This is a genomic window from Paenibacillus sp. p3-SID867 (assembly GCF_025142895.1).
Classification (GTDB): domain Bacteria; phylum Bacillota; class Bacilli; order Paenibacillales; family Paenibacillaceae; genus Paenibacillus_AQ.
In genome coordinates this window covers 180,968-196,885 of sequence record NZ_JAMBDM010000002.1, presented here as the reverse complement: position 1 = coordinate 196,885, position 15,918 = coordinate 180,968, and the positions used below count along the sequence as shown (strand labels likewise).

Here is a 15,918-nt window from a genome sequence, read left to right as displayed (position 1 = left end):
GCCTTTTCTCATGAAGACTAATTATCGAGCTGCCATTCCTCCATGAATCGTAGGGTGTTGCGCGCATGATAATCAGCCAAATTCGAAGCAAAGACCTGATCCGGAAATCCACGGTGAAGCAGCTTCAAGCCGCCCGAGGTTAATGAGATATAGTGATGCAGACGGTAAAATAGCATCCGATTCGGATCAAGCCCGTTTTGTTGGAAATACCGATAATGCTTCCCGAATCGCAGCTCAAGAAATGTATGTTCATGCTCGATGTCAAAGTATTGCGCACCTTCAATATCAATGAGATAGGGCTCTAAACGGTCTGTAACCAGGATATGGTCAGGTCCCAACTCGCCGTGGATAAAGCCATAACGCCGACGGGAATCGATCCTGGATTCAAGCTCATGCAATACAGTGAGCAGCCTGTCGTGATTCTTCCGGATACTCTCGTTATACAGGATGATGTAGGACAGCTGTTCCCTAGCATTTTCCAACTGCACAAGATGACATCGCTCCCGTTGATTCCAGCTTTGATCAGGCTTACCATAGTTTTGTCTGTGGTTTGCATGCATGCGTGCGATCATGTTGCCCACCCGTTCAAAGACCTCACCCCGAACCCGTTGATCCGGATGCTGAAAGTAGGCCTCCGCCTTCTGTCCCTCCACATATTCGACTAATGCATAGTCAAACGGGTATCGCTTCCGTTCCGTGTGCAGATCATATAGAGCAGGCGTCGAAATATCATGCTCCTTTAACCATCTGTTATTGATTTCGAACGAATGGCCGCCAAAGGATCGTTCATGCACACTTTCGTTCGCTATTTCTTCCTGAAAATAATTCTTCGTCAAGTCCCACACATACAACACGCATGAGAATCCATTTTGACACTGGATCTTATAGACGACCTTTTGCGCCCCGCCATGCATCCTCGTGACATCCGCCACAACATAACCGGTACCCAAAACCTTTCCGACATACTCCTGTACATCTGTTTCATCGAGGTGACAAGTCCAACTCATGAGACCACGCTCCATTTCATTTGGTTTTGCCGGCTTCCCCACTCTATGGCATTTCCGGGCAAAAATATAGACTGTTTCTTTCGGCTCTGCTATGATGTTGAATAAGGTCTCGAATAAAATAGTCATACGATGAATAGCCCTTGGACACCAGTCCAAGGGCTTTTTTGATAGCACCCGATTCATGCTCACTATGGGAACGTTCCGCTATCCTTACGTGCCGCAGAAGGTTCGGTAAGGACGCGACAGCTCAGGCACGATAGCATACTCCGCTTGTTCCGGGGAATGCGCATATGGATCGGACAGCGCATGGAGCAGCTGCTCCATCACGCTGTAGTCCCCCTCCTGCTCCGCTGCTTCCAGCGCTTCCTCCACCCGATGGTTCCTGGGAATGACCGCAGGATTGCTGCTGCGCATTAATTGATGGGATTGTTCCTTCGATTCCTGCTGGCTGCCAATTCTCGCCTGCCAGCGCTCATACCAGGAAGCCAATTCGGGTGTGTCGTTTAGAGGCGTATCCTCCAGCTTGTCAAACGTTAACGCACGAAAGGTATTGGTATAATCCGCCTGGTGATTTTTCATCATCTTGAGGAGATCTTCGATCAGGGATTCGTCATCCTCCTCTTCATGGAAGATCCCCAGTTTGGCTCTCATGCCTGCAAGCCACAGCTCGTGATACAGATCGGTAAAGGTCCCGATCGCACCCTCGGCCAGCTTGACGGCCTGTTCCTCATCTTCATGCAGCAGTGGCAGCAGGGATTCGGCCAATCTTGCGAGATTCCATGCCGCAATATACGGCTGGTTCACATAGGCATAGCGGCCTTGTGAATCGATGGAGCTGAATACCGTATTCGGGTCAAAGGTATCCATGAAGGCACAAGGGCCATAATCAATCGTTTCGCCGCTGAGGGTCATATTATCGGTGTTCATCACCCCATGGATAAAACCAACGAGCTGCCACTTGGCGATTAGAGCGGCCTGACGCTTGATGACCTCCTGAAGCAAGACCAGATAACGGTTGGCGCCGTCACCATGGTCAGCCTCCGGGTAATGCCGCTGCAGGGTGTAGTCCGCCAGAATCCGCAAATCCTCGGTTGTGCCCGCTCCCCTTACGTATTGAAATGTGCCCACTCTCACATGACTCGAGGCCACGCGCGTCAGAATCGCACCCGGCAGCTCCCTCTCACGAGTGACAGGCTGGCCGGTAGACACCACCGCGAGGCTGCGGGTAGTCGGTATCCCCAGCGCATGCATGGCCTCACTGATAATATATTCGCGCAGCATCGGGCCCAGAGCTGCCCGACCATCTCCTCCACGGGAGTACGGGGTCCGGCCCGAGCCCTTGAGCTGAATATCCATACGCTCATCCTGCGGCGTGATTTGTTCACCCAACAGGATCGCACGGCCGTCGCCCAGCATCGTAAAATACCCAAATTGGTGCCCGGCATAAGCCTGTGCGAGCGGCGATGCCCCCTCAGGTATCTCGTTGCCCGCGAGTATCGCTGCACCCTCTGGGCTCTTCAGCCCCTCGGCGTTTAAACCCAGAGATGCCGCCAACGGCTCATTAAGGATTACCAACTCCGGTGAGCGCACAGGCGTTGGATCTTGTTTGGTAAAAAAGGACTCCGGCAGCTCGGCATAACTGTTATCCAAATTCCAACCTATATCGATCATGGCTTTCTTATTGGTCATGGGATCTCCTTCTTCATGCAGTGTGATGATGACAGTATCTACTTATTATTTAAACACAAGTCGCTCTTTGTAGGGTTTACTGAAGGAAATTTATTATTCTGCTGGTTTAAAGCCACTTTCCATACCATAAGAAAAACGTATATCGACGTACTTTCTCAGTAGACAGACCGCATTTAGCGGAAGTTTTTCTTGCGAGATAAGGATGCTAAGCCTCGGATGTTTATACTTTCTTATCTCTTAAGAAAAACGTCTATCAACGTACTCTCAAAGCAGAAGGACCGCGTTTAGCGGTAGTTTATCTTGCGGTATCAGGCAGCAGATCCTCCGAAGTTTATACTTTCTGATATCTTAAAAAAATCGCTGTCGAGAATGCCTCGACAGCGATATTAATCATACTAATCCAGATATTAATCCCGATTCGCCAGCTTCGCCAGCAACCGGATAATTTCGATATATAGCCATACGAGCGTAACCAACAAACCGAAAGAGCCGTACCACTCCATATATTTGGGTGCACCTTGCTGTGCTCCCTCTTCGATAAAGTTAAAATCGAGTATGAAATTCAGCGCAGCAATGATGATGATGACAACCGATATTCCGATGCCGATCGGGGTGCTGTCGTGCAGGTAAGGCACCGCCACACCGAACATGCCCAGAACGAAGCTAAACAGGTATACAAGTGCAACGCCGATGGTTGCTGCAATAATACCCTTTTTGAAGCCTGCGGTTGCCCGGATCAGACCTGTTTTATAAGCAAGCAGCATACCGAGGAATATGCACATTGTCAATAAAGCCGCTTGTAATGTAATTCCGTAATACAGATATTCATAATGAGCTGATAATGCCCCGAGGAAAAACCCCTCCACAATCGCATAGATCGGTGCCAAGTAAGGGGCTGCCTTCGGCACAAAGCTGATGATCAGCGCCAGAACAAAGCCGCCTATGGCTCCCCCGATCATGAACGGGAATACATCATACCCGTTAAAATACATAGCCCATGAAATGACCGCTGCCCCGATCAGCAGCGCGAGCAGCATGAACGATTTGTTCACCGTTCCGCCAATCGTCATCGTTTCCTGGCCGTTGTAATACCCACTCTTCTCAAATGTTTCTTCGTTTAGTGTCGGATTTCCACTGCGCCCTATCAATTAAATGCCTCCCTAACCTTCTTTTTTGTATTCATTTTAGCATAGGTTGGAATATTTTAGGATACGCAAAATATTGCATTACGGATGAATTGGATTGGGACCAATTCAATAACTCTATTGATGAAGCTGATAAAATCCATAGATCTGAAAATCATGAAGATCTTCTTCTGCAATCCACACCATTAGTCTTTTTTGTCCTACGCATCGAACTTCCTTTTTGTTCCCGCAAACATCCATGAATGCAAGGATGGCTTCGTCCACTAGGTAATTTACATTAACGATAAACAAATTGACGTGAAGGCTCCCGTCGATGCTATTCATCAGACGATAAATCTCCTCACGAAGCCTTTGATTGACCTCCCCAGCTTCACCCTGAATAGCTGTAAGCAATACGTAATCGATTACTAAGCGCTCCCCATAGAAGTATGCCTGATTCTCATCATCCAAAGATTTTAACAATACATTCAGATACTGCATTCTTTGCCCACCTGATCCTTTAGCTAAAGTTAAAGTTGGAGACACTTGGATTAATAAGATTATTTTAGTGTATATAAGCACTATTTACAATTAAATATCGAATATTATATTCTGTTTGTTCCTATACTACTTCTTTAATCTGGAATAGAGGTGGTTAAAGATGCTCCTAAGAATGATAGGCGAACGTATCAAGCAGCTCAGAAAAAAACAGGGAATGACACAGGAGGAACTAGCAGAAAAGGCTGGGATAAACGCCTCTTACATAGGAACGGTAGAACGCGGGGAACGAAATATATCCATTGAAACACTGGAAAAGATCATCGAGGGACTAGGAGTATCGTCAGCAGCTATGTTCCAGTTCCACGAGACAGATAGTCTGGATACCGCAAGGGAGAAGGCAGAGGTCCTAGAATCCATCAGCTCGCTGCTTTATTCTCGTACATTGGCTGAAAATAAGCTGCTCTTTCGTGTACTTAAAGATATCGTGGATACTATGGATCATCGGGAGAACTAATATAACCCCCATCTTTACATATACAAAGAAAAAGCATCTCCCATTCAGGAGATGCTTTATTCATTTCATGCTTATGTTATTGCTCCAAGCCGCCAACGAAAGCTTCGAAATTCGTAGCAAGACGGGTTATTTTGTAATCATTGGCCTTGTCCACATGGATGACTTCGGGCTCCCCGTCATTTCCGGATGAACGGTAATCCAGCATCACGACCTCGGACTGGGAAGGACAATCGCAAATGACCACGCCAATCTCAGGGTATCCGCCATTCTCTATCATATAGCGGCTGCCCAAGCTTCCGCACAATGATTTTTTCTTCTCTCGTCCTATGCCCAAAATACCTGTGATTTCAATATAATCCTGCGCTCCATCCCCGATAGGGAACTTCCGGTTCCGGGGAATCCCGCCATTATGTAATTTCATTGCTTGAATATAAGATGCTGGCAGCTTGAAGACCAGGGCTTCCTCCACAGATTCAATCAATTCATCCGTAGGCGGAGCCGAGACGTATTGGTCTGCCTCAAGCGCGCCATCATCCCAGAAATTCAACACATCAGGGTCCGTATAAGACACTTCAGTGGGTTCTTTAGCAGGTTTCGGAGCGGTTTTGTTCCGAATCCACTCCAGAAACTCCAGCGTATCCTCATCGCCGGGATCCAGGTGATCAGCCACTTCAAATGCTTTGCGAGCATCCTCATACCGCTCCAAATAGTAATAAGCAAGGCCTATGCGGTAATGCCATAAGGGATCATCCTTGCCCTCTTCTTGAATGGATAGGAATTGCTCAACCGCCTCTTCATAACGTTCAAGATTATTCAACGCTCTGCCCAAGTGACTGATCAGCGCATAATCGCGATCTTCCGCAGGAATCTCCGTAATCGCATCTACGATTTCTTCAAATTCATCCTCTTCATGCCACTCTTCCAACTGCTCTATTAGCTCCTCACTCATCGTTTCACGCCTCCCACTCTAATCATCTTTCTGAGATTATACCATTCCGGCATGTCACTCTCCAGCATAGTGAAGCTAGCGGTGCATACTATGCCCTTGGACAAGACTATGCTCTTTTGGGACCTGCTTTACGATCCCTCCTGGTTCGAATGTATAAATTTCAATATCAAAACCAGATTCACAGTATAATAAATGAGCATACTGTAGATGTACGGTGAGAGCCTGTATATAGGTATTCGAATATAGCGTAGAAGAGGTTGAAGATGAGCAGGAAACATTTTACAAACTATCAATTAAGCGAAGAGATTGTGAAAGCGCTAAATAGCTTGGGCTATGAGACACCGACGGAGGTACAACAGGAAGTCATTCCGGTTGCGCTTGAGAACAGGGACCTGGTGGTCAAATCGCAAACAGGTAGCGGCAAAACAGCTGCTTATGGGATCCCGCTCTGCGAGCTAGTGGATTGGAATGAGAATAAGCCGCAGGCATTAATCCTGACACCAACCCGCGAACTGGCGTTACAGGTCAACGAAGATATCACCAATATTGGGCGTTTTAAGCGAATCAAAGCAACTCCTCTTTTTGGGAAACATCCTTTTCACATACAAAAAGCCGAGTTAAAGCAAAGAACGCACATGGTTGTGGGTACGCCGGGACGTGTGCTGGACCATATGGAACGCGGATCGCTCTCACTGGAGCGGATTGCTTATCTCGTCATTGACGAAGCGGATGAGATGCTGAATATGGGCTTTATTGAGCAGGTTCAGTCGATTATTCAACGGCTGCCTCATGACAGGGTCACCATGTTATTCTCCGCGACGTTTCCTGAGGATGTGGCCAATTTGGCCCACAAATATATGAACCATCCTGCCCACATTGAGATTCAAGCAAGCGGTATAACAACTGCCACGATAGAACACGAGCTCATTCAGGTGATGGAGACGAGGAAGCTCGCCCTTCTTCAAGATCTGCTCATTGTTGAGAGTCCGGAGAGCTGTATCGTGTTCTGCCGTACGCAAGAGCATGTGGATAATCTATTCAGATCATTGGCTGATCTTGGCTACCCATGTGATCGTATTCACGGTGGAATGGAGCAGGAAGAGCGTTTCGAGGTCATGAATGCGTTCAGAAGAGGGCAATTCCGTTACTTGATAGCGACGGATGTAGCCGCGAGAGGTATCGATATCACGAATATCACTCATGTGATTAATTACGATATCCCGCTTGAGAAGGAAAGCTATGTTCATCGCACGGGACGTACGGGGCGAGCAGGCAAAACGGGTAAAGCGATTACTTTCGTCACACCAAGGGACGATAGAAGATTAGCCGACATTGAAGAGTATATTGGGTTTCCCATACCCGTAGTGAAAGCTCCCTCCAAAGAAGAAGTCGATCACCGGCGAGAAGCTTTCGGGCACAAACTAAGAATCCAACCCGAACTGAAAAAGGATAAGCGTGAGCAATTAAACAAACAAATTATGAAGCTTAACTTCAATGGCGGCAAGAAAAAGAAGCTTAGAGCCGTAGACTTTGTCGGAACAATTGCCAAGCTTGAAGGGGTAACCGCCGACGATATTGGGATTATTACGATCCACGATTTTGTGACAGATGTTGAGATTCTGAATGGCAAGGGACCTCTTGTGCTTGAAATGATGAAAAACACGACGGTAAAAGGCAAGCTGTTAAAAGTGCGCCAAGGGAATAAATAAAAACTTAATAAGAACACTGACATAACGCCGTCAGTCATCGCAGCTCATAATAGCTATAACACCAACCATAGCGGGTTATAGGAGGAAAATAATAATGAGCACACACCCAACATTGCGAGGATTTGCGACCATCAGTTACTGGTCGGACGATATGGAAGCGGCAAAGGCTTGGTATTCGGATCTGCTGGGTATAACACCTTATTTCGAACGTTCGGGACCCGACGGTCAACTGGCCTATGCCGAATTTCGAGTTGGAGACTACCAGCATGAGCTGGGTCTCATCGATCGCCGTTTTGCCCCTGCACAACCAACGTCCGGCCCCGGCGGAGCGATCATGTACTGGCATGTCGATGATATAGAGGCCACCCTGAGCCAATTGAAATCCATGGGTGCTAAAGAGTACGAGCCGCTCGTGCATCGGGGGGAAGGCTTTATCACGGCATCTGTTACAGATCCATTCGGCAACGTGCTGGGCATTATGTACAATGCTCACTATCTAGAGATGCTGAATTCACGAAGCCAGGGGTGACCCAAAAACATGGAAATCGATAAGACGGTACATGTGCAGACCCGGCAGGATTGGCGGAAGTGGTTAAGCGATAATCACCATGCTGAAGATTATTGCTGGTCGATCATTACGGATCCTTCCGTAAATTATTTGGATTTGGTTGAGGAAGCCTTATGTTTTGGCTGGATTGACAGCACACGCAAAAAAATGGATGCCACGCATACAGCACAACGTTTCTCGCCCAGGAAGAAAAACAGCAACTGGTCAGAGCTCAATAAAGAGCGTGTCCGACGGTTAGAGCGATTAGGATTAATGACTGAAGCAGGAAAGAAAGTACTGCCCGATATGAGGACCGAAGCTTTTGTAATTCAGGAATCTATATGGATGGAGTTACAGCAGGACGAAAGGCTGTACCATAACTTCAAAGCCCTGCCAGAGCTATATGTTAGAGTCAGGATCGACAACATCCAGTCCGTGCAAAGCGACGCAAGTCTGTATCATACACGATTGGATAAATTCATCGAACATACTCGTATAAATAAAATGTATGGAAAATGGAATGATGATGGTCGTCTTTTAGGGAAGTAAACCCCTCAAAGCCGAAACTATGCTTCACCTTCTATGTTACTTCACGCTCCAGGCCCCAAAAGGAGCAGCGTAAGCTGCTCCTCATTCATCATGACCTCCATTTGCATCCACTTTTACACCACATACTCCGCCATAATCTGCTCAATATCGAATGGAGTAACCCCATTTTCCACCGAAAAGATCGTTTCCGCCTGATCCGCTGTATCTACCCACTCTCCTCTTGCCTTCGCATGCAGCATGAAAAGATCATACAGGTCAGCTTTCCGTAAGGTTGTCATGGCTTTCCCCATCAAGACCATCCCCTTCTGATTCCCTTCTACATTGTTGTAGTAATGTGGATGTCTCGTCAGGGACAGATCGGTCCAGATAACCGTACGTTCCGCCAAATCCAAAATAACAGGAATAGCGATCTGCGTATCTGCTGCGACATCGATTTTATTGGCCACCGTCGATGGCTCGAATATTTCACCGGAACCGGGTTTCTTGCGCATCATCCAGCCCACGAAGCACTCCGGCAGGTTGCAGTACAGTTGATTCGTAAACGAATGAAGAGTCGCCACAATATAACGTCCGCCGTACTGGACGATGGATGGAATATGCAAATCAATGAATTCGCATGCTCCTTGAGGGGCCGACACGATGTCTCCGCTGTGGACAGCCTTGTAATTGGATGACCGCAGATTCGTATAAGAGATATGCTCGACATACTGCCAGTCGTGATCATACATGACGGCGGACAGGTCAATATCCACGCGGCCCGTAGGCTCCCCGTCAACCCGTCCCTCCTTCCACCAGCTGAAGAAACGGATGGTATCCCCTTCCGTCATCGGCACGCGGCTTCCCCGAACCAACGTATGCAGGGCTTTGCTTGCCGATCTCTGGGAGAACGGCACATGATAGTCCTTCAAGCGCTCGTCGACATAGGCCTTTCCTAAGGGCGGCAGTGCGGCAAACCGCTGGATCAACGCCTGCTCGCATACCTGCACGATGTCCCGGCATGTCGCTTCATCAATCTCCGGGAGCGTATGGGGTACGGCAAAGGCTTTGGCCACATTTCCTTTCGGAAAAAAGACGCGCAGCTCTTGAGGCTCACGGCGGCGGGCAAAATGGTTCTTCACTTGCAGCAATACCGGCGTCGATACTTGACTCGCGACTTCGCCAAAGGCCAGTACAACATACTCCGTATGTTCGGTGGATCGCAATAACTGATCCAATCTGCGGGCAAATTCCCCCGGACGCTGCATCAACAGATCAATCAAATTCCAGACCTGGTTGTACTGAAATGCAAGCTCCACACTCCCGTTATACGTGGTAAAGGGCTTATGATTGCGTAAAATATCAAAAGCTTCCTCGCAGCGTATATACCGATGCTTATATTCGGATGGATGCAGAATTTCGCCCAAACGAATCCAGCGGTCCTTAAATCTGAGCATATCCTCCGTTATCGGATGGCAGCGTTCCAGCAATCCCAGAAGCAGTCGTCTTTCACGCCGCTTAAATTTGCGAAACCGCGTGGCTTCCGCCAGACTGACATCTCCGTCTGACCACGCCACCGCCAGACGAAGGACATCGGTTGCGGTTTTGAAATAACGCCCGATCAGCTCGACATCCCCCTTGTCATGCTTCATTAATGAGGCTGCCACGAATCCCGCATTCTCCTTGAACGGAATCTCGGGAGGGAGAATGGCATCCAGTTCATCCGCATCTGCTAACTTGATAACGGCCTCAATATCCTCTTTATCTGTTTGGGAGATGGAGCCTTTAGCCTGGATAAGCTGACGTATCATGGCATAAAAATCCGTTTTGCTCCCCAGTTCAATGACTTTCCGTTTGACTTCGTCCTGCAGCGGAGGTCTCTCCTCAAGCTCATACTCAGGCAGATCCCAAGTAAGGTAATGATAGATGGCATTCAGATAGAGCTCCGCGTCATCCTCCTCCATCACCTGCATCGGAAAAGCAGGATACATCGGCTCATATTTCACATGCGCACCTACCAGCAGCCTTAAATCGGCAATCAGTGGTTGGTAAAATGCTTCAAACTGTTCCTCGGATAAGGTACGAATCGCGTGTAATAGTGGATATGAGAACGCAAATCCAAGAGTTTCGATGTTTTTTATAGCCGTCGCCAAATAAGCTTTCGATAGCCGCCCCGGCCCTTGGCCTTCATTTACAATCAATTTGTTCGCTCTTCGCAAATAAATGGTATTCATCATCATAAAAGAGTCCAGGAGAGCCATATCCCTAATGTCATTAAAGGAATAATAGAAGGAAGGAATATGATAGCCTGGACGCCTCCTCTCTTGAATAAAACTCCTTCAGGAAAGCTGCGACCCTAGGTTCGCCAATTGAAATAGAAGGAAGGATCGCAATAGCCTGAAGGCCAAAGTTTCAAAGTCCATGACCTCAAAATCTTTGATGAACCCATCATCCCATACCCGATAGTCGGCCAACAGGGCGAAAGTATTACGACTTTGGAAAATGACCACCGTTCGCTTTCCCAACATTTATGACACGTGTCATACGGATCTCTTTACAGGTGTGAATGTTGCGCCGGTCGGATCGTTCCTACAATAGTGACAAGAGAACTTAGAAGAAAGAAGGAATGGGAGATGGAACAACGAAAGGACAGAATCCGCCTGCTGGACATTTTACGGGGCTTTGCGATCCTGGGAACGCTCGGGACGAATATTTGGATTTTCGCGCATGCGGGGGACCTCAGGTACATTACTACCTTTGATCATTCCGGTTGGTGGGGAGCGAATGACTTACTTCGCATGATCGTTTTATTCCTGGTGAACGGGAAACTGCTCGGACTGCTGACCATCATGTTCGGCGTCGGCCTGGAAATGAAGTATCGACAGGCCAAGCGCAAGGGAAAGCCGTGGCCGGGCGTCTATTTGTGGGCCGTCCTGTTTCTGGTCCTAGAAGGCCTGCTGCATTTTATATTGGTCATGGAGTATGACATCTTAATGAGTTATGGAGTAACCGCCATCATTGCAGCCTTCATCGTAAAGGGCGGCGACCGGCTCATCGCACGTACGATGAACGTAATCGGCAGCGTCTTCGCTATTGCGATTCTGGCCCTCGCGGGACTTATGCTGGCTAGCGGCGCAAGCGTATCGTTGGGCAGCTTTGACGATGTTGTTGCCCTTTATCAGGAAGGCACCTGGATGGAGCAAGTCCAATATCGGCTGGCGAACTTCCTTCCGCTGCGAATGGAAGCCATCCTCGTGATACCGACTAACGTGTTTCTGTTCCTGCTCGGGATTCGCTTCATGCGCTCAGGCGTATTCTCCCCGGACGAGAATGGAAAAAGGCTGCGGAAAAGGCTATTTAGGCTGGGGATATATGTAGGCGTACCGCTCAACCTGCTTATTTTTGTGCCTGGCGGCGCTTTCGATCTGCCGGTTCGCTATTTATTCGCCCCGCTGATGTCCATGGGGTATATAGCAATTTTGGCGAGAATGATACAATATACGAAGTTGGAATGGCTTTGGCGCCTTCTGGAGAACGCCGGAAAAATGTCGCTGAGCTGCTACGTGCTCCAAAACATCATGGCATCCGCGGTATTCTACGGCTGGGGCTTGGGCCTTGCCGGCGAGCTGAATTCGGCCGCTATTATCGCCGTCTGGCTGGTAATCTCCGCGTTTCAGCTGGGCATGGCATCCTTGTGGCTTCGCGGCTTCAAGCTGGGACCCATGGAAACCGTCCGTAAACAGGCGGTAGGTTTCTTCGAATCAAGATAGCCGATATTGGAGGCTTGATATGTTCTATAAATTGTACCCGAGGGACCAGATCAAAAGTTATTTGCTCATTGATATCATACTGACCGTATTCTTATGCTACCGGGTGTTTCGCTCGGATACAGCGCTGGGACTGTGGGGCAGCCTCTTGCTGCTCCTGCTGTTCCTTGTTTCGTTCTATATCGCACTATGGCGCAGGGGCGGCTGGCTGCTGGCTGCCGTGCTGACGGGCTTGTTCGCCGTCAGCGTACTCGGGGTATATACGGGGCCGAGCACCCTGATGTTCGGGATTATTTTTGCCGACTTGCTGGGCCGGTCCAAGTCGAAGGGGCACATCGCCATCGGCAGCGGGGCCATTGCTCTGTCGTACCTGCTCGTGTTTGTTATCCGTCAGGAACCGTTGCTCGAAACGTCCAACGCCATTTACCTTCCGTTCATGATCATCCAGACGGTATACCCTATCGTCATCTACATCAAGGAGAAAGCAAAAAGCCTGCAGGGGGAGCTTGATGAAGCCAACGAGCAGATCGCAAAGTATATCCAGCAGGAGGAGCGGCAGCGAATCGCCAGGGATCTCCACGATACCTTGGGGCAGACCCTCATGATGATCAAAATGAAGAGCGAGCTGGCAACGAAATGGGTAGATAAAGATGCTGCCCAAGCCAAGCGAGAGCTAAGCGAGATTCTCGATACCACCCGAACGGCCCTGAAGCAAGTAAGGGAGCTGGTATCCGATATGAAGTTCATCTCGCTGGCAAGCGAGCTGGAGCATTCGGCCAAACTGCTGCATACAGCAGGAATTTCGCTGAGCATCGAGAATCCGGAGAAGCTCCCGCTGTTATCCAGCGTGGAGGAAACGATGCTTGCGCTCTGCGTCCGGGAAGCCATGACCAATATTATCAAGCATAGCCGTGCCAAGCGGTGCACGATCAGACTGGAAACGAAGGACCATGCCTTCGGAATCCATATCGCGGATGACGGCGTGGGGCTGGCGGGGAACCGCGACGGAAACGGCATCCCGTCGATCATGGAGCGGATGAAGACGCTGGGCGGCTCTTTCGCCATCGCCCCATCGCCTGAGGGAGGCACCAGGGTATCCTTGAATCTCCCGCTTCGCCGGCATGAAAAGGAGGACACTTCATGATTCGAATCGTTATTGCGGAAGATCAGAAAATGCTTCGCGGTGCATTCGCCTCATTGCTTCATTTCGAAGATGACATTGAGGTCGTTGCCGAGGTGCCCGACGGGCAGCGAGCCTGGGACGCGATCCGGCAGCATCAGCCGGACGTGTGCCTGCTCGACATCGAGATGCCTCATATCAGCGGCCTGGAATTGGCCGAATCCATACGACAAGCAGGTCTGCCCTGCAAAATCATGATCGTTACGACCTTTGCGCGCCCGGGTTATTTGCAAAAAGCAATGGATGCTCAAGTAGAGGGATATCTGTTAAAGGATGAGCCGATCGATTTCTTGATCGAAGCCATTCGGCGGGTCATGAAGGGCGAGCGGGTTGTGAGCACCGATCTGGCGGCGGCGCTCTTCATGAAGGAGGAGAATCCGCTCAGTGAACGGGAAATTGAAATGCTTCGCTTAACCAAGGAAGGCATGACCACCGGCGACATCAGCAAAGCCCTGTTTCTGACGAGAGGCACCGTTCGCAACTACCTCTCCTCCGCCATACAGAAGCTGGAGGCTGATTCCCGGCAGCAGGCCGTGGCGATCGCCGAAGATAAAGGGTGGCTGTAAAACACGTGACCCAAATTTAAACCATTTTTAACCAGAACCGTCCGCTCGTTTTAACCTTGATCCGTTACGATAATAGGAAATTGGAGCAACAAGGGAGAGAATGTATGCGAGTATTGGAGATGGTGTTGGTGGCATCCAGCGTTTTGGTGCTGATGGTCTTACTGTTCCGTAACACAATCAACCGGACGACAGAGGCTATAGCCGGCGTCGCTTGTGGCTCACTGTTAGCCGTGCAACTGCTGTTTGAGGGCTATAGGTGGCAGATGATTCCGGCCTATATCGTCGCCGCTTTGCTCCTCGCCTTCGTCTTATTTAGACGCAGAAAAGTCGGAAAACTGCTGCGTTACACGATATTGGCTCTATCCATTGTTTTGCTGGGCGTATCGGTTGCCTTATCGGTATTGCTGCCGGTCTTTCATTTACCCAAGCCTTTAGGCGAGTTCAGTGTGGGAACAGAAACGTTCCATTTTATCGATGACGACCGGGAAGAATCGTTTACCGAGCAGAAGGGCGACAAGCGAGAGCTGGTCGTTCAGGTATGGTACCCTGCTGCGGAATCTGGACGGAGCGCAGAGAAAAATTCGGTGTTCCCTAAGGATAGAGGGCTCTTCCATGCCTATATGCAAGCTTATTCCGGATATCTGGGCCTTCCCGTTCCCGCCCTCGACTACTGGAAATACAGCAAGGCCAATACATCTATCCATGCCGATTTGCATCCCGCGGACAATCCGTATCCAGTGGTGCTGCTGTCACACGGCATGGGGGTCGGCAGAATTTTGTATACCTCGCAGGCTGAACATCTTGCCAGCCACGGCTATATCGTATTCGCAGTCGATCATACTTACAGTACCGTTATGACTGCATTTCCGGACGGGCGCAAGACCGGATTCCTTACGGAGCAGTCTCAAGAGCGATTATTTGAAGACAGCCGCGCCATTTTAGATGTGTGGAACAAGGATACAGCATTTATTGTGAATCAGTTAGAGAAGCTGCATTCAGGCGCCATTACCAGCAGATTCGAAGGAATGCTGGATATAGACAACATCGGCATGTTGGGTCATTCCTTCGGTGGGGCAGCAGCTTTTGAAGCCGTTTATTCCAACCCGCGAATCAAGGCCGGCGTGAATATGGATGGCACGTTGTTCATCACGAAGGATCGGGACGACATGAAGAAACCGTTTATGTTCATGGAATCCGAAGATTTTATGAATGTGAACGAGCAGCAGGCGAAGTACCGCAAAACACCGGCCACGGATGCTGAGCTCAAGGGGCTCCGATTAACGCGAGAACAATTTGACACCATTCTGGCGAATCGGGAAACGGAACTGAAGCTGATGGACCGTTTATCGCAGCAAGGGTATGGAAGGACCGTTTATATTGAAGGAGCCGGGCATTATAACTTCACTGATCTCCAGTTATACTCTCCGCTTATCGGACTGACTGGCATGACCGGAAGCATGAATGGAGCAAGGGGCGCAGAAATCGTCAATCGCTATCTTTTGGAGTTTTTCAACCAGCATTTACGCGGAATCGAGAGTAAGCTTCTGGCCGGTCCCACTGAGGACTATCCGGAAGTGAAATATCCGAGCTCGGTTTTTCAAGGTGAATAAATCCATAAGTATGAGTCAATGACCCGCATGAGGCACTTTGGAATAAGTGATCTTTTCGGGTCATTTTTGTTCAAGAATCAAACATCCTCCCGCTCTGTGTCCATTTTTTGTATATTCGCTCATAATATACCTCATAAATAATTAAAAAATCGATTCTCATTATAAATGACTCCATTATCTATCGACTATACGCGCCGGCTTAGGGCCTTAACGGCCGCTATGAGGAGCCC

The 15,918-nt window shown here is 49.1% G+C and carries 14 protein-coding genes; 8 read left to right on the top strand and 6 right to left on the bottom strand.

The window, feature by feature from the left end; all coding sequences use genetic code 11:
• Positions 1 to 17 precede the first annotated feature (17 nt).
• The 4 genes from M4D81_RS04145 to M4D81_RS04130 all read right to left on the bottom strand — a co-directional run bounded on the left by M4D81_RS04145 (position 18) and on the right by M4D81_RS04130 (position 4,321).
• Positions 18 to 1,007, bottom strand: coding sequence for an aminoglycoside phosphotransferase family protein (locus M4D81_RS04145; RefSeq protein ID WP_260064594.1), 990 nt, complete (start codon positions 1,005 to 1,007; stop codon positions 18 to 20).
• Between the two features lie 210 nt (positions 1,008 to 1,217).
• Positions 1,218 to 2,696, bottom strand: coding sequence for a protein adenylyltransferase SelO (locus tag M4D81_RS04140; RefSeq protein WP_260064592.1), 1,479 nt, complete (start codon positions 2,694 to 2,696; stop codon positions 1,218 to 1,220).
• A 407-nt stretch (positions 2,697 to 3,103) separates the two neighbouring features.
• Positions 3,104 to 3,844, bottom strand: coding sequence for a Bax inhibitor-1/YccA family protein (locus M4D81_RS04135; protein WP_194540171.1), 741 nt, complete (start codon positions 3,842 to 3,844; stop codon positions 3,104 to 3,106).
• Between the two features lie 114 nt (positions 3,845 to 3,958).
• Entirely contained in the window at positions 3,959 to 4,321 is a 363-nt protein-coding gene (locus M4D81_RS04130; RefSeq protein ID WP_260064590.1) for a hypothetical protein, read from the bottom strand.
• Positions 4,322 to 4,481: 160 nt separating this feature from the next.
• Here M4D81_RS04130 and M4D81_RS04125 point away from each other — a divergent pair, with 160 nt between their 5' ends.
• A complete protein-coding gene (locus M4D81_RS04125; protein ID WP_260064588.1) occupies positions 4,482 to 4,835 on the top strand; it encodes a helix-turn-helix domain-containing protein in 354 nt (117 codons plus the stop codon).
• A 76-nt stretch (positions 4,836 to 4,911) separates the two neighbouring features.
• Here the strand turns inward: M4D81_RS04125 and M4D81_RS04120 are convergent, their stop codons facing one another.
• The gene (locus M4D81_RS04120; RefSeq protein ID WP_260064587.1) at positions 4,912 to 5,784 is read right to left on the bottom strand and encodes an SMI1/KNR4 family protein; all 873 of its coding nucleotides are present in this window, start codon (positions 5,782 to 5,784) and stop codon (positions 4,912 to 4,914) included.
• 263 nt (positions 5,785 to 6,047) lie between these two features.
• Between M4D81_RS04120 and M4D81_RS04115 the strand changes: the two genes are divergently transcribed.
• The 3 genes from M4D81_RS04115 (at position 6,048) to M4D81_RS04105 (ending at position 8,589) form a co-directional block, all read left to right on the top strand.
• On the top strand, positions 6,048 to 7,493 hold the full coding sequence (locus M4D81_RS04115) for a DEAD/DEAH box helicase (RefSeq protein WP_260064585.1): 1,446 nt from the start codon (positions 6,048 to 6,050) through the stop codon (positions 7,491 to 7,493).
• A 94-nt stretch (positions 7,494 to 7,587) separates the two neighbouring features.
• Entirely contained in the window at positions 7,588 to 8,022 is a 435-nt protein-coding gene (locus M4D81_RS04110; RefSeq protein ID WP_260064583.1) for a VOC family protein, read from the top strand.
• A 9-nt stretch (positions 8,023 to 8,031) separates the two neighbouring features.
• Positions 8,032 to 8,589: a YdeI/OmpD-associated family protein gene (locus M4D81_RS04105; RefSeq protein WP_260064582.1), complete on the top strand. Its 558-nt coding sequence runs from the start codon at positions 8,032 to 8,034 to the stop codon at positions 8,587 to 8,589.
• A gap of 113 nt (positions 8,590 to 8,702) precedes the next feature.
• On the opposite strand, the gene M4D81_RS04100 is transcribed toward M4D81_RS04105, so the two are convergent.
• Positions 8,703 to 10,805: a TerD family protein gene (locus M4D81_RS04100; RefSeq protein WP_260064581.1), complete on the bottom strand. Its 2,103-nt coding sequence runs from the start codon at positions 10,803 to 10,805 to the stop codon at positions 8,703 to 8,705.
• Positions 10,806 to 11,198: 393 nt separating this feature from the next.
• Between M4D81_RS04100 and M4D81_RS04095 the strand changes: the two genes are divergently transcribed.
• From M4D81_RS04095 to M4D81_RS04080, 4 genes are all read left to right on the top strand, one after another.
• On the top strand, positions 11,199 to 12,335 hold the full coding sequence (locus M4D81_RS04095) for a DUF418 domain-containing protein (RefSeq protein WP_260064579.1): 1,137 nt from the start codon (positions 11,199 to 11,201) through the stop codon (positions 12,333 to 12,335).
• 19 nt (positions 12,336 to 12,354) lie between these two features.
• Positions 12,355 to 13,476 carry a sensor histidine kinase gene (locus tag M4D81_RS04090; RefSeq protein ID WP_260064578.1) on the top strand — a complete coding sequence of 374 codons (1,122 nt, stop codon included), beginning with the start codon at positions 12,355 to 12,357 and terminating at the stop codon, positions 13,474 to 13,476.
• A complete protein-coding gene (locus tag M4D81_RS04085) occupies positions 13,473 to 14,078 on the top strand; it encodes a response regulator transcription factor (RefSeq protein ID WP_260064576.1) in 606 nt (201 codons plus the stop codon). The genes M4D81_RS04090 and M4D81_RS04085 overlap by 4 nt, the downstream gene beginning before the upstream one ends.
• 104 nt (positions 14,079 to 14,182) lie before the next feature.
• A complete protein-coding gene (locus M4D81_RS04080) occupies positions 14,183 to 15,688 on the top strand; it encodes an alpha/beta hydrolase (RefSeq protein WP_260064575.1) in 1,506 nt (501 codons plus the stop codon).
• Positions 15,689 to 15,918 lie beyond the last annotated feature (230 nt).

Coding starts and splice junctions, on each gene's coding strand:
- M4D81_RS04145 (WP_260064594.1), bottom strand. CDS start 1,007: ATGAGTTGGACTTGTCACCTCGATGAAACAGATGTACAGGAGTATGTC.
- M4D81_RS04140 (WP_260064592.1), bottom strand. CDS start 2,696: ATGACCAATAAGAAAGCCATGATCGATATAGGTTGGAATTTGGATAAC.
- M4D81_RS04130 (WP_260064590.1), bottom strand. CDS start 4,321: ATGCAGTATCTGAATGTATTGTTAAAATCTTTGGATGATGAGAATCAG.
- M4D81_RS04125 (WP_260064588.1), top strand. CDS start 4,482: ATGCTCCTAAGAATGATAGGCGAACGTATCAAGCAGCTCAGAAAAAAA.
- M4D81_RS04120 (WP_260064587.1), bottom strand. CDS start 5,784: ATGAGTGAGGAGCTAATAGAGCAGTTGGAAGAGTGGCATGAAGAGGAT.
- M4D81_RS04115 (WP_260064585.1), top strand. CDS start 6,048: ATGAGCAGGAAACATTTTACAAACTATCAATTAAGCGAAGAGATTGTG.
- M4D81_RS04110 (WP_260064583.1), top strand. CDS start 7,588: ATGAGCACACACCCAACATTGCGAGGATTTGCGACCATCAGTTACTGG.
- M4D81_RS04105 (WP_260064582.1), top strand. CDS start 8,032: ATGGAAATCGATAAGACGGTACATGTGCAGACCCGGCAGGATTGGCGG.
- M4D81_RS04100 (WP_260064581.1), bottom strand. CDS start 10,805: ATGATGATGAATACCATTTATTTGCGAAGAGCGAACAAATTGATTGTA.
- M4D81_RS04095 (WP_260064579.1), top strand. CDS start 11,199: ATGGAACAACGAAAGGACAGAATCCGCCTGCTGGACATTTTACGGGGC.
- M4D81_RS04090 (WP_260064578.1), top strand. CDS start 12,355: ATGTTCTATAAATTGTACCCGAGGGACCAGATCAAAAGTTATTTGCTC.
- M4D81_RS04085 (WP_260064576.1), top strand. CDS start 13,473: ATGATTCGAATCGTTATTGCGGAAGATCAGAAAATGCTTCGCGGTGCA.
- M4D81_RS04080 (WP_260064575.1), top strand. CDS start 14,183: ATGCGAGTATTGGAGATGGTGTTGGTGGCATCCAGCGTTTTGGTGCTG.